A 20,743-nucleotide genomic window follows, 5' to 3' on the forward strand; every position below is an offset into this window, starting at 1 on the left:
CATTGATTATTAACATTTTAATTGGGGTTTTGATATTTGGATATGCTCTTTATCATATGACAAAATTCTTCCGCAAGAGTACTCAGGGAAAATGTGCAAGCTGCGCACAGCAATCTTCTTGTGCAACGGATGATTGCGGTATTGACTGGGATAAAACGATTCAAGAGGCTCAAAATCAATCATCTTAATACATTAAAAAAGCATCCTGATAGATGGGATGCTTTTTTAATGTTACGCAACTAGTTTTAAAATGAGATGAGAAAGGACTTCCTTTTCCTCTTCACTGCTGACTTTCCATAACTCATGAAGGACTTTTTCTTCTCGGTTTCGAGGCTCCTCATTTTTGGCTAAATAGCTAGCCACTTTTTTTGTAGCGGCCGTTAATTGTTCCTCACTTAACCCGAGCTTTTTACCGACATGAACTTTTTGACTTAAATAATCGGTAAACGTATCAAAGTTCTGCAAAATTGCTTCTTTTTTCTCCGTCCCTAAATTATCTGCCGTTTCTTCAATTTTATTCATGTCTTTTGTAGTTCCTTCATTCATTTGACTCACAGTTAACATCTCCCTTTTAGTGAATAGACTGGTATGTTCTTTCACGCTCAGCTTCTGGTTTTTCGTCTGGCGTCATCTTTTCCTTACTTATTTCAGAAGTTGCATCTTTCACTTTTTCACCAATTTGCTGTAAATCACTTTTAGCATCTTCTACCGTCGATTTTGCATCATGCGTAACGCTTTTCACATCTTCTGCTTGCTTAAAGAAATCTTCATTTACACGCTCGTACAAATGTTTAGCATCATTAATTGCATCTTTTAAAAGATTCGATGCGTTTTTCATTTGCTGCACCATTTTTTCTTTTGTTTCTTGAGGATTTTCTTTTACTTGATTAATCATGTTTGTAGAAGAGTCCTTTAACGTAACAGCTCTTCTTTTAACAGACGAACGAGTTTTGCTATCGAGTAGTGTTATACATCCACCCACAACTGCTCCGACAACAACACCTTTTACGAGCTTGCTGCTGCAGCTTTTTCCGTTGCTAACAGCAGTAGGGCTATTAGCTGTCTGTGGATTGTTATTGATTCCTATATCGTTGTTAATGCCTGCGCTGTTGCTTACAGCAGGGTTTTGTAATTCAGATCGACTTCTTTCCATTTTTACTGCCTCCTTTAGCATTGTTATTGAGTGATTTCCCATCTTTTTTTATATTTAAACAATTGAACACAAAAAACATGACTAAAGGCCACCTTTTTGCTCCCACTAGTCAAGAATAACTATGTAATAAAAAAGCTCCCCTTTTTTAACGGAAAAGCGCAAGCCGGATTTTTGTAAAAGGATTGTCAGCACCGGTATAATAAGAAGTACTTTAAAATAAATTTTATACTATTGGTCATAGGGGTGAAGCAATTGAGCCAGCTTAATAAGGAATTTAACTGTGAAAAAGAATTGACGCTTGCTATTATCGGTGGAAAATGGAAGATGCTGATACTATGGCACTTAGGACGTGAAGGAACAAAACGGTTCGGGGAATTAAAATCGCTTATTCCTGATATTACGCCGCGCATGCTGGTTAATCAGCTGCGGGAACTGGAAGAAGATCTGATTGTTAATCGTAAAGTCTATCCTGTCGTACCACCTAAAGTCGAATACTCACTTACGAAAGAAGGAGAAAGTTTAATGCCGATTTTGACAGCTATGTACGATTGGGGTAAAAATTACCGTGATACAGTGCTCGCTAATCAAGAACAAAAGGCGGAAACGTTAATTAAATGATGGAAACTACTCCTTCTATTCCATAGTTTTTATTTTTTTATGCGGATGATGTTACTCAACATCATCCGCATTTTTAATGAAAATTAAGCGGTTACAAGACTGATATGTCCATTAGTATACTTCTGTATACTATCATTTCCCACACTATTTGCGGGAAAAGTGCGTACTTTTAAGAACCTCAAACTGCGGGTACAATAACTAAACCAGCTGCTTTTTACGTAAAAAAGCACAAAAGGTATCTATAGATTTTTCTAAGGAGTGGAGTAGAATGGAATTACAATTAGCATTAGATCTTGTTAATATCGCTCAAGCAAAAGAGGTAGTAAAAGAAGTTGAAGAACATATTGATATCGTAGAAATCGGTACGCCAGTTGTAATCAATGAAGGGCTTCGCGCCGTTAAAGAAATTAAAGAAGCATTTCCTAACTTAAAAGTATTAGCTGACCTAAAAATTATGGATGCGGCTGGCTATGAAGTACAGCAAGCTTCTCAAGCCGGAGCAGACATCATTACCATCTTAGGTGTTGCTGAAGATATGTCAATCAAAGGTGCTGTAGAAGAAGCAAAAAAACAAGGTAAAAAAATTCTTGTCGATATGATTGGTGTAAAAGATATTAAAGGACGCGCAAAAGAGCTAGACGAATTTGGCGTTGACTATATCTGTGTACACACAGGATACGATCTTCAAGCAGTTGGTCAAAACTCTTTTGAAGATTTAGTAACAATCAAAAGCGTTGTAAAAAATGCAAAAACAGCCGTTGCTGGCGGCATTAAATTAGAATCTTTACCTGAAGTAGTAAAAGCACAGCCTGATCTTGTTATTGTTGGTGGAGGAATCACGAGCCAAGATGATAAAAAATCAGTTGCTTCTCAAATGAAAGAGCTTATTACAAATTAAGGAGCTTTCTATGCAGACAAGCGAACATTTAAAAACAGTTATGAATGAGCTTTTACAAACAACAGCTCTAATCGCTGATGATGAAGCTGAGCAGCTTGTAAATGGCATCATCTCATCTAAAAAAGTGTTTGTCACTGGAGCAGGCCGTTCAGGTCTTATGGGTAAGTCGTTTGCTATGCGTATGATGCATATGGGCATTGATGCTTATGTCATTGGAGAAACCGTGACTTCTACTTTCACAAAGGATGATTTATTAATCATCGGATCAGGTTCTGGCGAGACGAAGAGCTTGACTCCTATCGCTCAAAAAGCAAAAGAACTTGGAGGAAAAGTTGGAGTAGTCACAATTTCTCCCGACTCCACGCTTGGCAAGCTGGCTGACTTTGTCGTGAAGCTGCCTGGTGCTCCGAAGGATCAAGAACAAAGCAGTTATCAAACAGTACAGCCTATGGCGTCGCTGTTTGAGCAAACGCTTCTTCTCTTTTACGATGCGCTGATTCTTCGCTTCATGGAGAAGAAAGAACTTGATACCCATACAATGTACGGAAAGCATGCAAATTTAGAATAAAAAAAGGTCTTGCTCTAGGCAAGACCTTTTTTATTTTGAAACTTTCTATTTCACCAAATATTCACTTATGTCATAACTAAATGTACTTTATCGTTAACTTTTTTAAAAACCTTATTCGAATTTTGTTGCTTCTCCATAAAACGGCTGCTCTGCGATTTTAATGGATTCTGTTGGGCATCCTTCATACGCTTCCATCATCTCATCTTGCTGATCTTCAGGAACCTCTTTTGTTCCTTCGTTGTTATCTAACACCGCATAAGCAAGACCTTCTGAATCATAATCATAAAGACCTGGTGCGCTCCCTCCACATGCTCCGCAAGCAATACATGTTTCCTTATCTACTATTGTAAAAGCCATAAAAAAACCTCCTTTACCTTTTCACTTTCTCGTTCAGAAAGTTACGTTCAGTATAAGAAGGTTTTTTTAAATTTGTCTTAAATTATTTACTTGGATTCTCCGATATTCTCAAACATTTCATCTACATTTGGCTTTTTCTTAATTAATCCTGACTCTTTTAACCAGTCTACATTTGACTGCCATGATTCTTTCGTTTGACTGCCAAATCCTTGTTCAGACTTCATTTTCGGAAGTAAAATATTTAAACTTTTTGTTTCCACGTCTTTTTCAAGGGGGAAGTTTGATTTATCTTGGTTATCTAATAGAATTTGAAGTGATTCTTTTGGATGTTTCTCTGTGTACTCATACCCTTTTGTAGCGGCACGCCAAAACGCTTTAATCGTATCAGAATCTTTTGCCCACGTTTGATCCCCAGTAACTGCCACTAGCTCGTAATAAGATGGCACGCCGTAATCTGAAGGATCAATGTCAACTGTTTTATATCCTTTTTTATGAAGTAATGGTACTTCGTGGTTAATATATGCACCTATTACGGCATCTACTTTTTTGCTAATCAGCGATGAATTTAACTCAAATCCTACGTCTACTAGTTTTACTTTATTCGGATCTCCTCCATCGCTTTTCACCATTTTCTTTAGAACAGATTCACTTAATGGTGTTCCGCTGTATCCTACTACTTTTCCTTCTAAATCTTTAGGACGCTTAATACCGCTATCTTTCAGCGCCACAACTCGGTTCAATGGAGACCTTACGATTGCTCCTACCGACTTTACCGGCACATCTTCATTTGCTCGTGCCATTGCTACATCAGGCTGATAATAAAGGCCGAGTGTAACTTTCCCCGCAGCTGCTAAATTAAGCGAGTCTGTTGGATTAGCAGGAAACTGTACTTTCACATTCAGCCCTTCTTTTTTGAAATATCCTTTTTCTTGTGCAGCATAAATGAAGCTGTGCACTGCATTTGGGTACCAATCAAGCATAATTGTAACGTCTTTTAATTTTTTACTGTCACCAGCTTTATTTTCCTTGTCCTGGCCGCAAGCAGCGAGCATCAAAACAAGCATCAGGCTTAAACCAATTACAAACCATTTTTTCATTCTGTTTTCCTCCACTTTAATGAACGTTTTTCGAAACCTACTACAATAATAAAGAATAAAATACCAAGCGCGGATAAAATCACAATTGGTGCAAATACACCAGCTGCATCAAACTGTGTCATCATACGACGACTGAAATATCCTAAGCCTGCTTGTGCACCTAACCATTCGCCAATGGCAGCACCTATTATACTAAAGGTAACCGCTACTTTGAGCCCTGAATAAAAATGAGGCAGTGCAGAAGGAATGTTCAACTTAAAGAAAATATCTTTTTTTGTTGCTCCCATGGTCAGCATGAGTTCTTTTAACTCTTTATTGGTCGAACGAAGCCCGTCAAATGTGCTAACCGTAATAGGAAAAAAAGTAATTAATACAGTCACAATCACTTTGCTCCAAATGGAGTAGCCAAACCACAGAACAAATACAGGAGCTATGGCAATGGTGGGAATCATTTGCGACGCAATAATAAGCGGATAGAAAGCACGCTCAATAAGCGGACTCCAATTCATCCATACAGCCAGCATAACTCCCAGGACCACTGATATAACCAGCCCAATTACAACAATAGATAGCGTAGCTGGTAAATGCTTAAACAATAAATCCATTCGCAGCTCCCAAAGCTTCGTTAAAATACCGGTGGGCGTTGGTAAAATAAACGGATAGTTTACAATGCGTGCTCCAATTTCCCAAGCAGCCAGCAAAATGACGACTAAAATAACTGAAGCCCCGTATTTTTTCATGTGTTCACCTTCGATCTTAGCTGTTCAATTAAATAATCTTTCACATCAAGCACACGCTGTTGATTCAAATCTTTTTGCGTTCGAGGCCTGCTAAGCGGTACTTTAATCTCTTCAAGATGACTTACCGGCTTGTCTGAAAAGATAAAAATACGATCTGATAAAAACAGGGCTTCGTTTACGTCATGAGTGATAAATAAGATGCTATGTTTACGCTTTTGCCATTGTTCAAGCAGCCATTCCTGCATTGATAAACGCGTAATGGCATCAAGCGCACTAAAAGGCTCATCTAAAAGCAGTACGTTAGAACCGCTTAATACCGTTCGCAGAAAAGAAACACGCTGCTTCATCCCTCCGGATAAATCACTTGGAAAACGATTTTCATACCCTTTTAAACCAAACTCTTCGAGCAGCTGAGATACTTGCCTATGAGCACTTGCTTTTGACACATTGTGAAGCTCAAGCGGCAGAGCTGCATTGTCTAAAATCGTGCGCCACGGAAGAAGCAAATCTTGCTGCGGCATGTAGCCTACTTTTCCAAGCCGTTTTTCATAAGACTGTCCGTTAATCACGATATCGCCTTCACTCTGCTGTTCAAGACCTGTAATGAGACGAAACAACGTACTTTTCCCAGAACCGCTCGCTCCAACGATACTGACAAACTCGCCTTCTTTTACGTCTAAGTTTAATGATGTTAAAATCGGTTGATCACCGTTTTTGTACGTAAAACTGACGTTTTGAAAAGATAACACAGACTTATTCATGAATTGGCCACATCGCTTCGTTATAAGCCATATCCCAGAACATATACTCAAAACGCGTTGTATTCAAGAAAATTTCTTCGAGCTTTTCTAACTCCGCTTCTGATTTGTCTTCAGTAAGTGAGTCGAATAAATTAATACACCATGTCGCTAGTTCTCCAAATTCTTCTGAGCTGTACATTTCAATCCACTCACGATAAAATTCATTGTTAGCTCCAGGCTTTTCACTGAGTTCTTTTCCTATTTCCCAATAGCTCCACATACAAGGCAAAAGAGCCGCCATTAATTCAGCTAATGTGCCGCTTTGACCAACGTGCAGCATATAGTGTGTGTATGCAAGCGTTGTAGGAGATGGCTGCGCTTTTTCTAATTCTTTTTCGCTGATTTCAAATTTCTTGGCATACTCACGGTGCAGGCTCATTTCTTCGTTTAATGTAGAATCCAAAAGTGCAGCAAATTTCCCCATCGTTTGAACATCGGTAGCTTTCATGGCTCCAATCGCAAATAATTTTGCATAATCAATTAGGTAAAGGTAATCTTGAATCATGTAAAAGCGAAACTTCTCCTTTTCAAGCGTTCCGTCTCCCATTCCCTGTACAAAGGGATGATTATGATTTTGACGCCAAATAGGCTGCAGCTTTTCGTATAATCGTTCACTAAATTTCATGATGATCACTCCTTATGCGTATGCAGCCACGTATAAATGAACTGCAACATCACTTTTGTATATTGAACAAGCTGATTTATATCTAATTGTTCGTTCACAGCATGTGCATTTGCTAAATTTCCCGGACCATAAATAGCGGCCGGAATCCCCGCATCAGCTAGCCATCCCCCGTCTGTTACGCTAGTTGACACATCGATTGGGGGCTTTTTCCCTTCAATTTGTTCATGAGTACGTGCAAGCAGCTGTACTCCAGCATGATTTTCATCAATTTCTAATGACGGGAAGATTTCTCCTCTGTCTTCAATCATTGATGTGCCTCCCCATTCAAAGGTTGGCAGGTTATCTTTTAACCATGGATCTGCTTTTGCAATAGCTAAAATGTATTCTTCCACTTCTTTTGATACTTGGTCGTATGATTCATTGGGATAATAGTGAACGGTGACCCACAGCCTGCATTCATCTGCAATAAAAGCAGCATGTCTTCCCCCTTCGATTACTGCTGGATTAATCGTATTTGTTCCCGGCAAAAATCCTGGATAGCTTTTTGTAACAGCCCAGTGGCGCTCCAATTCTTGCAGCCCTCCGATCACTTTTGCCATCTTCTCAATAGCACTCGCAGCTAACAGACCTCCTCCAGCATGAATCATACTTCGGCGTGTACCGTCATGATAGGTTTTACTGCTTTTTATCGTAATCCATCCCGTGATCACTCCGCCTTGACCTTGAATATGTAAATCACTCGTATCAGCAACAAGCGCAAAGTCAGCTGTATATCCTTTCTGACAGCATTGCAGCGTACCTGCCTCTCCCACTTCTTCTCCTACAACGGATTCAAAAATCAAGTCTCCCGGCAGTTCGATTCCTGCTTCTGTTAAAAGCTGGACTGCAAATAATGCTCCTGCCAAGCCGCCTTTCATATCAGCAACTCCGCGTCCGATTATCATGTTGTCTTTTACCACAGCTTCAAACGGATTTGTCTCCCACTTTTCATTTTCTTGTACCTCAGCTACATCCATATGCCCGTTAATAATTAAGCTTTGATAGTCAGCTGATTTTTTCCCTTTTAACGTGCCCACTACAATAGGATCGTTGCAATATAAATCCCACATATCGATGGAAAAACCGCAGTTTTTAAGGAAATCCGCTACGTAGCGCTGCGCTTCATGAGAATTTCGTGCAGGAGGCGCTGGCGTTTTATATGCAACAAGCGTTTTTACTAACTGGATTAGCTCCCCTTTGCGCTCCTCTACCTGTTTGACAAGCAAATCAATTGTTTCTTCCATGTATGACACCTTCCTTTACGCATAAAAAAACACTTCTTTCGCAGGAAAGAAGTGTTTTTGTTTATATACAAAAAATTATTATAACGAGTTCGTAAGGAAATACCATACAAAACATCCATTACAATACCTCTTTCCTACGCTAGTATTACCTAGTTCAGGTTATAAGGGTTAAGACTTCTCGTCTCTCTCAGCTTAGAAAGCACCCCTAGTGGCGTTGTATCTCTATAAAATTAAACGATTATCATATGTTTACCTGTAATAGTTTTATCATAGTAAAGCGTTTTATTCAATAGAAAGGTTCATGATTCAGCAATGAAAATAGTTTCCTTTTTAGTAAAATAAAAAGCACACACTTTTTTTAAGCAGTGTGTGCTCTTTACTTTTATAAGCTTACTAGTTAGCTATCGGCTTCTTTAAAAATACACCGTTTTTCCATTCAGACAGGAATAAGCTCAAGTTTTTGCCCCGGTTTCACTAACGAAAGCAGCTCATGATCTTCTTCTATCACATACCCAATCACGTTCACATTCGCATTTGCAGGCAAATTCGTTTTAGCTATTTGAACCTCTCCTCTATAACGTCCGTAGCCATCATTGTCCATTGTAATTGCTCCGATTCTGCGCTCGACTGTATGAAATGGCGGCACTGGTTTTACAGATCGTGTATCAACTAAACGCAGAGCGTCTCTTGATACATCTGGACGCACGCTGTACGTTCCCTCTATATGAGGTGAACGAATGCGCAGCGGAATAATGCTGCTTTCTTGATATTGAACCAAACGCTTTAATAAACTTGAACCGGCGCATGGATCTCCAATATAAACCTCCGCTACTCCGCAGCCGTATAAATCTACTGCAGAGGTAAAAGGGCATCTATTACGGTCTTTTTCTCTAGTAGGAAGACCTTGATAAATAGGGCCTCTCTTTTCGCCTTCCCCGGGAATATAAGCGCAGACTGGGATACGAAGTTCATTAAATAAATCTGTCTGCTGTTGAAAAAACGTTTCTTCAAGCCCTGTTTCAGGTCGAGGATAAAAATTATGCCATGCAAGCAGCTGATGATGATGAAGACCTGCACATAAGAGTGCTTCAATTTCTTGTTTGGATAACGTACTTGCATTAACAGCAATATAAAATTCATTCGCAAGCGAAAGAGTTTCTGCTGTGCTAAACCCATCGTCTAGTCTAATACCAGATACGCCAAGTGAAGATAGCGACATAAGGCTTTCAGTACCTAAATGAATCGGCGTATGCTTGGATACGTCTGCATACACGCTTATTCCACAATCTCTAGCCACATGAAGCAGTTCTTTTGCCCGTTCAGCCAAATCCCCTTTTTCCTCTGGAATATGAAGCGAAGTGAATGCACGTGTGACACCGCACTCACTTGCTTCTATTAATCTTTTTTTAGCATCACTATCATTTAAATAAAACGAAATGCCAATCATTCAAACTCTCTCGCCATTTCATCGTTGAATCCAAAGAAATACGTACAAACAAAGCCGGCTGCGTAAGCAACAACTAACCCGAGTAAATAAAGAAGAATTTGATGCGCATGAACTAAAAACGTAAGCGGCAAACCTGAGACTCCCACTGCTACAGTCGCAATATGAAAGTGCGCCTGAAACGCTCCGCCGATTCCAGCTCCAAGACAAGCGGTTAAAAAGGGGCGTCCTAAAGGAAGTGTGACTCCAAAAATAAGCGGCTCTCCAATTCCAAGCAGCCCTGAAGGAAGAGCGCCTCCAATTGCTCGCTTTAAACGTTTTTTCTTTGTTTTGATATAGATAGCAAAAGCTGCACCGACCTGACCGGCTCCGCCCATTGCTAGTATAGGAAGAAGCGGATCATCTCCAATTGAATTGATAAGCTCTAAATGAACAGGAGTAAGACCTTGATGAAGTCCTGTAATGACGAGCGGCAAAAATGTTGCTCCTAAAACAAAGCCTGCTACAACTCCTCCAACCTCCAAAACTCCTAAAAGGCCTTTTGTGATTCCGTCTGAAATCAAGCCGCCGATTGGCATGAATACTACATACGTAATAATGCCTGTAATTAACACCGTAACGGTTGGTGTAATAATAATATCCAGTGACTGAGGGACAAATTTACGCACTCGTTTTTCCACTACGGCCATAAAGATTGCTGCAAGCAAGACTCCTATTAAGCCACCCCGACCCGGCAAAAGTGCTTCACCAAAAAGTTTAATATCAGCTACGGCAGGATTAATGACTAAAATACCTGCTAAGCCCCCTAAAGCCGGCGAACCACCAAATTCTTTTGCCGCATTAATACCTACTAAAATACCCAGATAAGCAAATAAGCCGCTTCCGATAACGGTTAAAAGAATAGCAATCTGTGAATCTGCAGGAAGCCACTTCGCTTGAACTGCTGCTTTTGTCACTCCGGTGATAAGTCCAGATGCTACAAGAGCAGGTATTAACGGAATAAAAATACTTGCAATTCGGCGAAGCAAGAGCTTAAACGGAGTTGCATTTTTTTCTTTCAGCTCCGATTTCCGCTGAGCCGCACGATTTTCTAAATTAATACCGCCAGATTCATCAATTAACTTTCCAAACTCCTCTGTTACTTTGTTTACTTTTCCAGGACCAATAATGATTTGCAGCGTTTCTTCTTCCACTAATCCGAGTACGCCTTCAAGCTTTCGTATATCTGCCTTTTTTACAATTGAATCATCTTTTACAGTCACGCGCAGCCGCGTCATACAATGCGTATACGCTTCAATATTTGATGCTCCCCCAAGCATCTCCAAAATAACCTTTGCTAATTGATGATTATCTAAAGACATGTTAATCCCCCTTTGTATTTTCCTCTTAGATGGATACGGTACTGAGGAAACAGACCACAAAATCCCCTTTTTGTAATCGCTTTCTTTTTTATTTCTTAGTTTTCAAAAACTGAATGGCATCCCTTGTTTTATCAATATACTCAATCGTCTGGTCATACTGCTGCGCTGCAATACTTAAAAATAGTACATCAATCACATAAAGCTGGGCTAAACGAGACGATGTAGCTGCGCTTCGAAACGGCGCTTCTTGAGAATAAGACGTATACAAACAGATATCAGCTAAAGACGAAACGGTAGACTGTCCGTATTTGGTTAAGCTAATCGTCTTTACTCCGCGATTTTTAGCTAAAGATAAGACGTTGCTTACTTCAGGAGTCTCCCCTGAAAAAGAGATGCCCACAACTACATCGTCTTTACTTGCATTTGCGATGAGTGTAGCTGCTAAATGGCTATCTGCAAAAGCCGTGGCATTTTTATTAATTCGAAGAAATTTTTGCTGCGCATCCATAGCAATAATATGTGAAGCACCGATTCCAAAAAAATGAATGTTTTTAGCTTCAATCAGCGCTAAAACAGCCCGCTCGGCTTCTTTATAATTCACAAGCTCGGCCGTATCACTTAGACTTTGAATGCTGTTGCTTGCCGTTTTTTTGACAATAGATTGAATCGTTTCATTTGTTTCAATATCGCGGTATCCTTGCTCCGTATCTCTAGCTAAATCACCGGCTACTCTTACCTTTAATTCTTGAAACCCGCTAACCCCGATAGATTTACACAAACGAATAACAGCAGCACTGCTAGCATTCGCTAGTCTACCTAATTCTCCAGCCGTACTGTTTACCACAGTATGCGGGTTGTTTAAAATATATTCAGCAATTTTCCTCTCCGAATCAGGAAGCTTAGCCACCGTGTTTTTAATCATTGTTAATCCGCCTGTTGACATCGTTTCTCTCCTTTATACGTAATGTTCAATCGCTTTTCTCACATAACCGCCCGCATTATTCAGTAACATCTTCGCGGTGTCGTAATTTTCATTTGTTTTGATCATAACCACTGCTGTTTTTACCTCATTATTTGCTTCTTCAAGCGTTTGGCTTGCTTGTTCATAAGAAACGCCTGTAATTTTACAAATAATACCTATCGCTCGTTCTTTAAGCTTTTCATTACTCACATGAACATCTATCATTAAGTTTTCATACGCTTTTCCTACTTTGATCATAGCCGCTGTAGAAATCATGTTGAGAATCATTTTATGAGCGCTTGCTGCTTTTAACCTTGTGGAACCTGTTAGCACTTCCGGACCTACTACCACCTCAATACTATGGTCCGCTTCTTTTCCAATAAGAGAATTACCATTGCAAGACAGCGCTACCGTTTTAGCTTTTACAGATTTTGCATATCTTAATGCACCAATCACATAAGGAGTGCGTCCGCTTGCAGCAATTCCAATGACTGTGTCTCGTTCATTCAAATGAATTTTTTGTAAATCTGCTGCTCCCAATTCTTCTTTATCTTCAGCACCTTCAACTGCTTTAACAAATGCTTTTTCTCCTCCAGCCATCAATCCCTGTACTTGATCCGGATTGGTACTGAAAGTAGGCGGGCATTCAACAGCATCCAATACTCCCAGCCTTCCGCTTGTTCCCGCTCCGACATAAATAAGCCGGCCTTCCTTTTGAAACGATTCACTTACAAATTCAACTGCCACCCCTACGTCTGGAAGTACTTTTTGTACAGCCAGCGCCACTTTTTGATCTTCTTTATTCATTATGTTTAAAATTTCTTTTGTACTAGCTGTATCGATCTTCGTTGTCTGCTCATTTTGAGACTCCGTTGTTAATAACGTAAGCTGTTCATTCATCTTTTTTGGCTCCTTTTTCATCTTGTAGTGACTTTATGGTTATTATAATTCCACTGAAATATAATTTCAATAATTTATTTTTATATTTGAAATTATATTTTAAAAGAAACACAAAAAAAGATTTCAGGCATATAGCCGAAATCTTTTTTTTGTTTATCTACGATTGCTGAGCAAATGTTAACAGATACTCATCTTGCATTAAAACTTCGTAATCTTTTTCACCATTTCTTACGACGTGTACAGGAACTGTTTTTGCTGGAAGTAATTCAACTGGCTCACGATAGCGTTTTGCTACTCCGTTAATAAGTTCGTTGACTAACTGCTCGTTACTCAGCTCACCCGCCTGGTATTTTTCTGCAAGTGGTGTCATAACTTCCGCTAATACACTTGCATCGTTAAATCCTTGAATTTCGACTTGTACGACGTACGCATCATCTTCATCGCTATACGCTGTATCTTTAATTTTATATTTTGTAGATGAAAGAGCTTGTAGAAAAGCGCTGCTTACTTCGTTTAACTGCTCATCGGTTATGTTTGAGCTCAATGATGATAAAGCACCTTTAAAATTCGTTTCAAAAAACTCTACAAACGAACTCTTTTGGAACTCCCCTTTTTCTTCTACCTGTTTCTTATCTTGCTGATTCGGATGTTTAGCAACAAATTGATCTGTATTTTGATAAACAGTTGCTTGAATTAAAGCGTCCACGTATTGTCCCGCTTCCTTGGCATAAGCAGCTTGCTTTTCTTTACTTGGCGTTTCAGTGCTGCTATCTTTAGAAGCAGCAGCGGCTTTTGCTTCCACTTTTGGTTTTGTTACATTGTCTAATTGGTTATATGTATACGTATACGTTTGCTTAGACTTTGAGTTTTCTGTTTTTCCGTCCACTTTAACTGAATACGACTGATTTTTTACTACTTTCTTTATTTGATTCGTTTCTTTATCAATTGTCACAACAAGCGAAAAATCTTTTCCTTTAATTTGGTCAAGGTCTACAGCGGTATCGCTGCCTTGATTTGTTATTTTATAATAAGCTTTAGCATCACCTGCTACAATTTTTTGCTTTTTGTCTTTGTCTCCGTTAAATGTTAATACATACTCTTTGTCTTTTTCGGTGACGTCAAATTCATTTGGAAGATTTTTATCATATTTTTGATAGTAGCGTATTGGATTTTGTTGAAGCTCCATAGCGTTATTAATTAAAGCCGTAACGTACTTTTTTTCTTCTCCCTGTACTTTTGTGCTTTCTTCTCCAGCCACAGCTAACGTTTCATCACCGTCATGATACATCTTCAATTCTTCGCCGTTCATTTTTGTGTTAATGTAACCTGCTTTACTTTTAAAATCAAATTCTTGTACTCCGTTTACTTGGTAATCAGAGGAGCCTTCTTCTTTTCCAGTGACCTTCACTTGAACATTTTTCACCTTTTCTTGTGCTTCTTTCACGTCACCCGTTAATTCCTCTGAAGACGGCATCCCACATGCCGAAAGCAATAGAGCGAATGATATTGCTAAGCTGGTATTCATTATTTTTTTCATATAAGAAACTCCTTTTTAAATATTTTTCCAAAAATAAGAATCTATGTACTTAGTAAATACACAATTTTACCATTTACAAAACCCAACTTTACTAAATTACCATATTTACATTTAAATGGTAACCAACAAAAGAAGGAAATTGCACAATAAAAAAGTCACGAATCCGTGACTTTTCTAACAGCATTCATGCTTATTTGTTAACGTTTTTATTTTAATCTCTAATAATTCCATTACTTGTCCCTATCAGTACTTCTTTACCTTGTTGATTTCGATACACTGATTTGATTTTCACTTTTTGAAAACCATCTGCTTTTTCTACTTCAGTTAATATGCATTCACAGGTAACTGTATCTCCTGCAAAAACTGGACGAAGAAATTCACTCACCATTTCTCTTGCAATGTAGTTTAAGTCTCCTCCTATTTTCGTTCCAATACTAGCAGTCATAAGTCCATGCACCATTAGCCGCCCTTTTTCGTCACGTTCTATATGATGTTTGCCCCGGTCTCCAGTCATCTCCGCAAACTGCATGATTTCTTCCTCTTGAAACGTTCTTTGCCACGTAAATGTATCTCCTGCTTTACATTCCACCTTATCCATCCCCTTAAGATTATGACTTTACTTTTTAACTATATCACAAAAATGAACAGTCATTCATTTTCACATCAAAAAAATAGCAGAATAAATATATCCTGCTATTTTTGACAAGTAGGACAGTAATAAAGCCTTCTAGAAGCAGCTTGCACTTTTAAGATAGGGGTGCCGTCAATTCGGCAAGCTTCTCCTTCACGGTTAAAAACCCAGTGGCGGTATTCAGAGCGCTTTTGGCCTTTCTTTTTTAACGTTTCAGCAAGCTTTACATCATTTGTAATGCCACCTGTTTCATAGGACTGTTTGACAAGAGAAATGGTTGCTTCAGCTGCCTTTTTAAGCTGTTCTTCCGTGCAGTCTACCGGACGAGCTGCAGGATTAATTCCCGCTACAAATAGGATTTCACTGCGCAAATAATTTCCAATCCCCGCTATAAAGCTTTGGTCTAGCAGCAGCGACGCCCATTTTCTGCGGTAAAATGGCTTAGAGTAGAAGCGATCTAAAAGCTCATCTGCCATTACTTCTTCACTTAAAATATCCGGACCTACTCTTGATACAAAAGGATGAGCAGAAACTTCTTCATCACGCAATACTTCAATATCAGAAGCGCTATAGAGCAGCGCTGATTTCTTTTCATTATGAATAGCAAGACGCAGCTGTCTGTTTGTAGATGGATAATTGTAAGATGAACGTACATACCATTTTCCATAAAGCTGATTATGTGAATAAATGGTATAGCCGTTGTCGAAACGAATAAGCATAGCCTTCCCTTTTGTATCTACCCTTTTAATACGAGCACCCGTTAATACTTCTTCGTAATGCTGTAAAGATGGAAAAGCAAACCATATCTCTCCAACGGGAAGACTGATAATCGCTTTTTCCACTTCATCGGCTGCTCGTCTAATTTCTGGACCTTCTGGCATATAATGAAACTCCTTTCTTTCCTGACTTTCTTCATTTATTATTTCGGTTTTATTTTTGCTTTGCAAGAAAGAAGCGGTTGAACTCTTCTTTTCCTAAAAGAACCTTTAAATTATGCATGACGGTTACTCTTATAGTAAAATGTTGATACCTTTTTTTACTTTCTATAGTGTTTATCTTACTTCCTTTGACTTATACTAGTTGATAACCTTTTAGAAACTTGTTAATTATCTATATATGAGGAGTTTATTATGAACAATCAATCATTTTCTCCACTATCAGCTGCCGAGATGGCTGTTATTTGGAAGCAATATATGAACGATAAAGCAATTTCTTGTATGCTTAACCATTTTCTGTGTCATGTAGACGATTTAGATATTCAAAAAGCGATTCAAGGTACACTGCACATCACAACAAGAAACAGTGATGCGCTCACTGCTATCTTTTTAAAAGAAAATATGCCAATCCCGCTCGGTTTCGGAGAAGAAGACCTTGATACTGAAGCTCCAAAATTATTTTCGGATTCTTTTTATTTGCTTTATTTAAAGCATATTTCAAATGTCCTTCTGCTATCAGCAACTACGGGCGTCGATGTTGCCGCAAGGAATGATGTACGGTCTTTTTTTCGCAGCTTACTGCTAAAAGCGGAAAAGCTTAACCAAACGATTACAGATTTGCTGTTAGAAAAACAAATTTTTATAGAGCTTCCTCCTATTCCTATTGCAGATGCATCTGATATGAACGACAAAGAGCTCTTCTTAGGGAGCTATTTTGATGAAAAGCGGCCGTTAACGGTCATTGAAATTTCTCATATCGTGTCAAGCATACAGACGAACTTAATTGCAAAGGATTTAATTTTAGGGTTTGCTCAAACAGCTCCTTCTCAGGAAATTCAAGCTTTTTTGTTAAAGGGTAGAGAGCAGGTACAGCAGCACATTGAATCCCTGTCACAACCGCTAATGGTAGAAAACATACCGGTCACAATGAAGTGGGATTACGGAGTAGAAAAGTCTTCCGTTCCTCCATTTTCAGAAAAACTCATGATGTTTCACCTGGCTGCGATGATTACTGAAAATGTACGTGGATATGGGCTTGCGATGTCAACGAGCCCGCGTTTAGATCTCGCTTTAAACTATACAAACTTCACGAATGAAATTTTGGAATACGCCAAAGAAGTATCAAGAATAAGTATTGAGCAAGGATGGCTAGAAGAGCCTCCGCATATTCCATTCCCAAAAATTCATTTGGAATAAAAATGAGATTGGGGCATAACGAAATGAACCCAATCTAAAGACGAGCAATGAGTTGGACTGCTTGTGACACCGCTGTTGATTTCCGTGCAAGGCTTCGCTTTCCGCGGGCGCCTGCTGAGCCTCCTCGTCGCTTGCGCTCCTGCGGGGTCTCACCTGTTGCGCTTTTCCCGCAGGAGTCTTCGCCTTGCTCTACAACCAACAGCTAGAAGCACCTGCATATATGAAACCTACGTTCACCATGATTACAAAAAAACACGAACTATTCATCCATTTTTGATGGATAGTTCGTGTTTAACTTTAACTACACTACTTTTGTCACAGCCTCATTTTTTAGATTCTCTCCACAGTAAATAAAGAAAATACGGAGCGCCGATAATGCCAATGATTAATCCGGCCGGAATTTCAATCGGAGGAGCAATTCCTCTCCCAATTAAATCTGCTGCTAGTACAAACAAAGCGCCAAGCAAAGCGGCTGTAGGAATCAATTTTTTGTGTCTCGGTCCCACTAACCGTTTGGCCACATGAGGAATAATAAGCCCTACAAAGCCAATTGTGCCAACCACCGATACAACCGCAGCCGTCATTGCCACTGCGCTTGCCAGCAATACTAGACGAATTAACTCTACTCTAGCCCCTAGTCCTCGAGCCACTTCATCACCTAAATGAATTAAATCTAACCGGGCAGCTAACAGCCAAATCAGCGGTACTAATATAACGATCCAGGGAAGTAAACCAATTAATTGATCCCATGTTCTTCCCCATAAGCTGCCGCTCAGCCAAATCAGTGCCGCATTTACGTTTGGATTTGCTTTTGAAATTAACAAGTGAATACCGGATGAACAAAAAGCGCTGACTGCTACACCGATTAATGCAAATCGAATAGGTTCTACTCCTTTTTTATAAGCAAGCAAATAGACGATGACAAAGACAAGCGAGCCTCCTGCAAACGCAGCGACGGATAAAACAGATGGGCTTGCTAAAGGCAGTAAAATAGTGACTGCAACAGCTGCTAATCCTGACCCGCTTGATAGACCTAATGTATCTGGACTAGCGAGCGGATTTCTCATAATAGACTGTACGACGACTCCGGACACAGCTAGGCCGACTCCCGTTAAAATAGCCAGCAAAATACGAGGCAGACGAAATTCTACTAAAATGGACGTCAAGTCAGGATCGCCAATACCAATAAAAGACGTAATAATGTCTAGAGGAGGTATGTTAATGTCTCCTAAGCTAAGGCTTATCACACTCAGCGCTATAATTAAGACAGAAAGAATGATAAACAGGCCGACAGACTTGAATCGAGATGGCTGCTTTTTTGTTTTATTGACAGTCTGCATATAACTCATGCCTTCCTTTCTGTTTTTTTGCGTCTCGCTAAGTAAATAAAGTACGGCGTTCCGAGCAATGCTGTTACTGCACCTACAGGAGTCTCATACGGGTATGTAATAAATCGTGATAATACGTCTGCTAACAGCAATAAAGATGCACCAAGCAGCGCGCTCATTGGCAAAACGACCCGGTAATCTACACCTATTAAATAGCGTACCATATGAGGAACAACAAGCCCTACAAAGCCAATGGGGCCCGCAATTGCCACCGAAACACTTGCTAATACAATCACAACAACTGCAGTGAACGCTCTAATGGCAAAGACTCGCTGCCCGAGTCCTCTAGCTACGTCATCTCCTAAAGACAATAAAGAAGACGCTCTTCCCAGACCAAACGCAATAAGCAGGCCCACGATGCTAAAAGGAACCAATACATGAACATGTCCCCAATCTCGCCCAATAACTGAACCGGTGAGCCAGAACATAACGCCTTCTGTTTTGCTTTCATTAAAAATCAGCAGCGTTTGCGTGAGAGACATAAGCATACCTTGTATAGCAACACCTGTTAAAGCAAGCTTTACATCACTGTCGCCTCCTTTAATCAACGAACTCATGACATAAACAATAACAGCAGCAAATGCGCCTCCTAAAAATGCACCAAATACCCCGCCAATCATGCTTACACCAGGCACTAAAACCGTTAAAAATACCATTGCCGCTGATGCGCCGGCATTAATACCAAAAATACCAGGAGAAGCTAATGGATTTCTAGTTAATGCTTGCATCAACGCTCCAGCGACAGCCAAATTAGCGCCAACAAATGCCGTTACCAGTAAGCGAGGCAGGCGGACAGTTTGAATAATAGACTGTTCTTTTGATCCGTCAAAATTTAGTATAGCTTGCTTAATCGTTCCAAAAGAAATATGTATAGAACCGATGGAAATAGATAAAAACATTGAAATCAGTAAAAGAATAATAACCGCAAGAAAAATAGCTATTATACGAAGCGGAGATTTGTTTCTTTTGGATAAGCCGTGAACAGCTTTCATAGTAGACTGCGCCCCCTTTCATTTGAAAGTTCATTAAAAAGAAAAAAACAATCCCGCTGGATTGTTCTTTTCTTCGTTATTATTTGCCTTCAAATAATAACTTTTCTGCTTCATCTGCAATACCATTTGCACCTTGTACACTTCGGCGAAGAGACCATTTAAATACATCAACTTCATACACTTGATTATTTTTAACCGCTTTTAGCTCTTTCCATAATGGCTGTTTTGCTAAAGGCGTATGACCTTTTTCATTTCGCATAACAATGAGTTTGTCCGGATCTGCTTTTACAAGCTGTTCCATTGTCATTTTTACACTGTACTCTTTTGTAGGATCTGTTAATGCATTTTTGAAGCCTAATTGCTCAAGAACACCCGTTGTAAAGAAATTTGAAGTTCTAGAATTAATATTACCATTTGCATCAGCGATAACAAGTACATTGCCCGGATTTTTTGGTGCTTTTGCTTTTAAATCCTTCATTTTTTGCTTATGCTCTTCTACCACTTTTTCAACTTTTGCTTTCTTGCCAACCGCTTCTCCTACTTTTAACTCTGTATTTAGTAAATCATCGTAATTAGCATTTAAGTTTTTTAACTCAATCGTTGGCGCAATTTTCGATAATTCTTTGTATACATTTTTATGACGTTCTGAATCGGCGATAATCAAATCGGGCTTCAGCAGTTTAATCGATTCCAAGCTTGGCTGCGCTCGCGTGCCAACTGATTTGTATCCTTTGATTTCTTTTAGTACATCTTTATCAATAAGCTGTTCTGCTTTATCATCATCAGCTACTCCTACAGGTTTGATACCAGCATCTAACAATGCATCAATAAAGCCTAACTCTAATACGACTACTCGCTTTGGATTCTCTTTTACCTTTGTCTCTCCAAGCTCATGCTTGACCACTCTTGTTTTTTCACTTTTTTCATCAGCTGAATTTTCCTTATTCGTGTTGCTGCAGCCGATAAGCATTCCGATTGCCAGCATTGTAATAAAAGCCAGCAGTCCTATTTTTTTCTTATTCAAATGTCATTCCTCCTGCTTGTATCTTTATGTAGATAATCGACTCTTGAAACTGATAATCGTTATCATTATATCAGTTTTATCTATTTAAACAAGCTGATTCGTTATTTTTTAATTAAAAAAATTATATCTATTCTACAAAAAAGAGATTGAGATATAGCTACATCATTCCAATCTAAAGACGAACAAATGGGATATATGAGCTGAACTGCTTAAGACACGGCTAGAAGAAACTCA

At 39.3% G+C, this 20,743-nt stretch carries 24 protein-coding genes and 1 riboswitch; of the genes, 5 read left to right on the plus strand and 19 right to left on the minus strand.

Annotated elements, in window-relative coordinates:
- The first annotated feature begins 2 nt into the window (after positions 1–2).
- Positions 3–188 carry a FeoB-associated Cys-rich membrane protein gene (locus ACFX40_RS04575; RefSeq protein WP_013081918.1) on the plus strand — a complete coding sequence of 62 codons (186 nt, stop codon included), beginning with the start codon at positions 3–5 and terminating at the stop codon, positions 186–188.
- A gap of 43 nt (positions 189–231) precedes the next feature.
- Here ACFX40_RS04575 and ACFX40_RS04580 read toward each other — a convergent pair whose 3' ends face one another.
- Positions 232–555 carry a DUF3243 domain-containing protein gene (locus ACFX40_RS04580; RefSeq protein WP_013055602.1) on the minus strand — a complete coding sequence of 108 codons (324 nt, stop codon included), beginning with the start codon at positions 553–555 and terminating at the stop codon, positions 232–234.
- Between the two features lie 16 nt (positions 556–571).
- Positions 572–1,153, minus strand: coding sequence for a hypothetical protein (locus ACFX40_RS04585; protein ID WP_028407619.1), 582 nt, complete (start codon positions 1,151–1,153; stop codon positions 572–574).
- A gap of 252 nt (positions 1,154–1,405) precedes the next feature.
- Between ACFX40_RS04585 and hxlR the strand changes: the two genes are divergently transcribed.
- The 3 genes from hxlR to hxlB all read left to right on the plus strand — a co-directional run bounded on the left by hxlR (position 1,406) and on the right by hxlB (position 3,237).
- Complete coding sequence (hxlR, locus tag ACFX40_RS04590; protein WP_028407618.1) at positions 1,406–1,771, plus strand: transcriptional activator HxlR; 366 nt, start codon at positions 1,406–1,408, stop codon at positions 1,769–1,771.
- 268 nt (positions 1,772–2,039) lie between these two features.
- The gene (gene hxlA / locus ACFX40_RS04595; RefSeq protein WP_028407617.1) at positions 2,040–2,669 is read left to right on the plus strand and encodes a 3-hexulose-6-phosphate synthase; all 630 of its coding nucleotides are present in this window, start codon (positions 2,040–2,042) and stop codon (positions 2,667–2,669) included.
- A gap of 10 nt (positions 2,670–2,679) precedes the next feature.
- Positions 2,680–3,237 carry a 6-phospho-3-hexuloisomerase gene (gene hxlB / locus ACFX40_RS04600; protein WP_377254298.1) on the plus strand — a complete coding sequence of 186 codons (558 nt, stop codon included), beginning with the start codon at positions 2,680–2,682 and terminating at the stop codon, positions 3,235–3,237.
- Between the two features lie 111 nt (positions 3,238–3,348).
- Here the strand turns inward: hxlB and ACFX40_RS04605 are convergent, their stop codons facing one another.
- The 13 genes from ACFX40_RS04605 to nei form a co-directional block, all read right to left on the minus strand.
- On the minus strand, positions 3,349–3,594 hold the full coding sequence (locus tag ACFX40_RS04605) for a ferredoxin (RefSeq protein WP_377254301.1): 246 nt from the start codon (positions 3,592–3,594) through the stop codon (positions 3,349–3,351).
- A gap of 86 nt (positions 3,595–3,680) precedes the next feature.
- Positions 3,681–4,691 (minus strand): ABC transporter substrate-binding protein, encoded by a 1,011-nt coding sequence (locus tag ACFX40_RS04610; protein ID WP_060744901.1) that lies wholly within the window; start codon positions 4,689–4,691, stop codon positions 3,681–3,683.
- Complete coding sequence (locus ACFX40_RS04615) at positions 4,688–5,431, minus strand: ABC transporter permease (protein WP_028407613.1); 744 nt, start codon at positions 5,429–5,431, stop codon at positions 4,688–4,690. The genes ACFX40_RS04610 and ACFX40_RS04615 overlap by 4 nt, the downstream gene beginning before the upstream one ends.
- The gene (locus tag ACFX40_RS04620; RefSeq protein WP_028407612.1) at positions 5,428–6,192 is read right to left on the minus strand and encodes an ABC transporter ATP-binding protein; all 765 of its coding nucleotides are present in this window, start codon (positions 6,190–6,192) and stop codon (positions 5,428–5,430) included. The genes ACFX40_RS04615 and ACFX40_RS04620 overlap by 4 nt, the downstream gene beginning before the upstream one ends.
- On the minus strand, positions 6,185–6,856 hold the full coding sequence (gene tenA, locus ACFX40_RS04625; protein WP_377254304.1) for a thiaminase II: 672 nt from the start codon (positions 6,854–6,856) through the stop codon (positions 6,185–6,187). Before tenA ends, ACFX40_RS04620 begins: the two co-directional genes overlap by 8 nt.
- Positions 6,857–6,861: 5 nt before the next feature.
- Positions 6,862–8,139 (minus strand): acetylornithine deacetylase, encoded by a 1,278-nt coding sequence (locus ACFX40_RS04630; protein WP_377254307.1) that lies wholly within the window; start codon positions 8,137–8,139, stop codon positions 6,862–6,864.
- 114 nt (positions 8,140–8,253) lie between these two features.
- A riboswitch (TPP riboswitch) is annotated at positions 8,254–8,356 on the minus strand.
- 219 nt (positions 8,357–8,575) lie between these two features.
- Positions 8,576–9,586 (minus strand): MupG family TIM beta-alpha barrel fold protein, encoded by a 1,011-nt coding sequence (locus ACFX40_RS04635; protein ID WP_377254310.1) that lies wholly within the window; start codon positions 9,584–9,586, stop codon positions 8,576–8,578.
- Complete coding sequence (locus tag ACFX40_RS04640; protein ID WP_028407608.1) at positions 9,583–10,944, minus strand: PTS transporter subunit EIIC; 1,362 nt, start codon at positions 10,942–10,944, stop codon at positions 9,583–9,585. The genes ACFX40_RS04635 and ACFX40_RS04640 overlap by 4 nt, the downstream gene beginning before the upstream one ends.
- Positions 10,945–11,032: 88 nt before the next feature.
- Complete coding sequence (locus tag ACFX40_RS04645) at positions 11,033–11,887, minus strand: MurR/RpiR family transcriptional regulator (RefSeq protein WP_013081906.1); 855 nt, start codon at positions 11,885–11,887, stop codon at positions 11,033–11,035.
- Between the two features lie 12 nt (positions 11,888–11,899).
- Positions 11,900–12,805, minus strand: a complete 906-nt coding sequence (gene murQ / locus ACFX40_RS04650) for an N-acetylmuramic acid 6-phosphate etherase (RefSeq protein ID WP_060744895.1) — start codon at positions 12,803–12,805, stop codon at positions 11,900–11,902.
- Positions 12,806–12,962: 157 nt separating this feature from the next.
- Entirely contained in the window at positions 12,963–14,342 is a 1,380-nt protein-coding gene (locus tag ACFX40_RS04655; protein WP_098525492.1) for a DUF6612 family protein, read from the minus strand.
- A 211-nt stretch (positions 14,343–14,553) separates the two neighbouring features.
- Positions 14,554–14,931, minus strand: coding sequence for an FAS1-like dehydratase domain-containing protein (locus ACFX40_RS04660; protein ID WP_013055587.1), 378 nt, complete (start codon positions 14,929–14,931; stop codon positions 14,554–14,556).
- A 104-nt stretch (positions 14,932–15,035) separates the two neighbouring features.
- On the minus strand, positions 15,036–15,854 hold the full coding sequence (nei, locus tag ACFX40_RS04665) for an endonuclease VIII (RefSeq protein ID WP_098525493.1): 819 nt from the start codon (positions 15,852–15,854) through the stop codon (positions 15,036–15,038).
- A 249-nt stretch (positions 15,855–16,103) separates the two neighbouring features.
- Between nei and ACFX40_RS04670 the strand changes: the two genes are divergently transcribed.
- Positions 16,104–17,105, plus strand: coding sequence for a DUF3231 family protein (locus ACFX40_RS04670; RefSeq protein WP_025749746.1), 1,002 nt, complete (start codon positions 16,104–16,106; stop codon positions 17,103–17,105).
- Between the two features lie 34 nt (positions 17,106–17,139).
- On the opposite strand, the gene ACFX40_RS04675 is transcribed toward ACFX40_RS04670, so the two are convergent.
- The 4 genes from ACFX40_RS04675 to ACFX40_RS04690 all read right to left on the minus strand — a co-directional run bounded on the left by ACFX40_RS04675 (position 17,140) and on the right by ACFX40_RS04690 (position 20,509).
- Entirely contained in the window at positions 17,140–17,304 is a 165-nt protein-coding gene (locus ACFX40_RS04675) for a hypothetical protein (RefSeq protein WP_165918632.1), read from the minus strand.
- A gap of 124 nt (positions 17,305–17,428) precedes the next feature.
- Positions 17,429–18,445, minus strand: a complete 1,017-nt coding sequence (locus ACFX40_RS04680) for a FecCD family ABC transporter permease (protein WP_098248628.1) — start codon at positions 18,443–18,445, stop codon at positions 17,429–17,431.
- A gap of 5 nt (positions 18,446–18,450) precedes the next feature.
- Positions 18,451–19,485: a FecCD family ABC transporter permease gene (locus ACFX40_RS04685; RefSeq protein WP_377254314.1), complete on the minus strand. Its 1,035-nt coding sequence runs from the start codon at positions 19,483–19,485 to the stop codon at positions 18,451–18,453.
- 79 nt (positions 19,486–19,564) lie between these two features.
- Positions 19,565–20,509: an ABC transporter substrate-binding protein gene (locus ACFX40_RS04690; protein ID WP_377254317.1), complete on the minus strand. Its 945-nt coding sequence runs from the start codon at positions 20,507–20,509 to the stop codon at positions 19,565–19,567.
- Positions 20,510–20,743 lie beyond the last annotated feature (234 nt).

Origin of the sequence: Priestia sp. YIM B13552 (assembly GCF_042787775.1) — a bacterium.
In the GTDB taxonomy this organism is placed as follows: Bacteria; Bacillota; Bacilli; order Bacillales; family Bacillaceae_H; genus Priestia; species Priestia megaterium_E.

Excerpts from the sequence above, each read along its gene's own strand:
- ACFX40_RS04645 (WP_013081906.1), bottom strand. The coding sequence starts at position 11,887 with ATGTCAACAGGCGGATTAACAATGATTAAAAACACGGTGGCTAAGCTT.
- ACFX40_RS04610 (WP_060744901.1), bottom strand. The coding sequence starts at position 4,691 with ATGAAAAAATGGTTTGTAATTGGTTTAAGCCTGATGCTTGTTTTGATG.
- tenA (WP_377254304.1), bottom strand. The coding sequence starts at position 6,856 with ATGAAATTTAGTGAACGATTATACGAAAAGCTGCAGCCTATTTGGCGT.
- ACFX40_RS04670 (WP_025749746.1), top strand. The coding sequence starts at position 16,104 with ATGAACAATCAATCATTTTCTCCACTATCAGCTGCCGAGATGGCTGTT.
- ACFX40_RS04680 (WP_098248628.1), bottom strand. The coding sequence starts at position 18,445 with ATGCAGACTGTCAATAAAACAAAAAAGCAGCCATCTCGATTCAAGTCT.
- hxlB (WP_377254298.1), top strand. The coding sequence starts at position 2,680 with ATGCAGACAAGCGAACATTTAAAAACAGTTATGAATGAGCTTTTACAA.
- hxlA (WP_028407617.1), top strand. The coding sequence starts at position 2,040 with ATGGAATTACAATTAGCATTAGATCTTGTTAATATCGCTCAAGCAAAA.
- ACFX40_RS04585 (WP_028407619.1), bottom strand. The coding sequence starts at position 1,153 with ATGGAAAGAAGTCGATCTGAATTACAAAACCCTGCTGTAAGCAACAGC.
- ACFX40_RS04635 (WP_377254310.1), bottom strand. The coding sequence starts at position 9,586 with ATGATTGGCATTTCGTTTTATTTAAATGATAGTGATGCTAAAAAAAGA.
- ACFX40_RS04620 (WP_028407612.1), bottom strand. The coding sequence starts at position 6,192 with ATGAATAAGTCTGTGTTATCTTTTCAAAACGTCAGTTTTACGTACAAA.
- ACFX40_RS04685 (WP_377254314.1), bottom strand. The coding sequence starts at position 19,485 with ATGAAAGCTGTTCACGGCTTATCCAAAAGAAACAAATCTCCGCTTCGT.
- ACFX40_RS04640 (WP_028407608.1), bottom strand. The coding sequence starts at position 10,944 with ATGTCTTTAGATAATCATCAATTAGCAAAGGTTATTTTGGAGATGCTT.
- murQ (WP_060744895.1), bottom strand. The coding sequence starts at position 12,805 with ATGAATGAACAGCTTACGTTATTAACAACGGAGTCTCAAAATGAGCAG.
- ACFX40_RS04655 (WP_098525492.1), bottom strand. The coding sequence starts at position 14,342 with ATGAAAAAAATAATGAATACCAGCTTAGCAATATCATTCGCTCTATTG.
- ACFX40_RS04630 (WP_377254307.1), bottom strand. The coding sequence starts at position 8,139 with ATGGAAGAAACAATTGATTTGCTTGTCAAACAGGTAGAGGAGCGCAAA.
- ACFX40_RS04615 (WP_028407613.1), bottom strand. The coding sequence starts at position 5,431 with ATGAAAAAATACGGGGCTTCAGTTATTTTAGTCGTCATTTTGCTGGCT.
- nei (WP_098525493.1), bottom strand. The coding sequence starts at position 15,854 with ATGCCAGAAGGTCCAGAAATTAGACGAGCAGCCGATGAAGTGGAAAAA.
- ACFX40_RS04605 (WP_377254301.1), bottom strand. The coding sequence starts at position 3,594 with ATGGCTTTTACAATAGTAGATAAGGAAACATGTATTGCTTGCGGAGCA.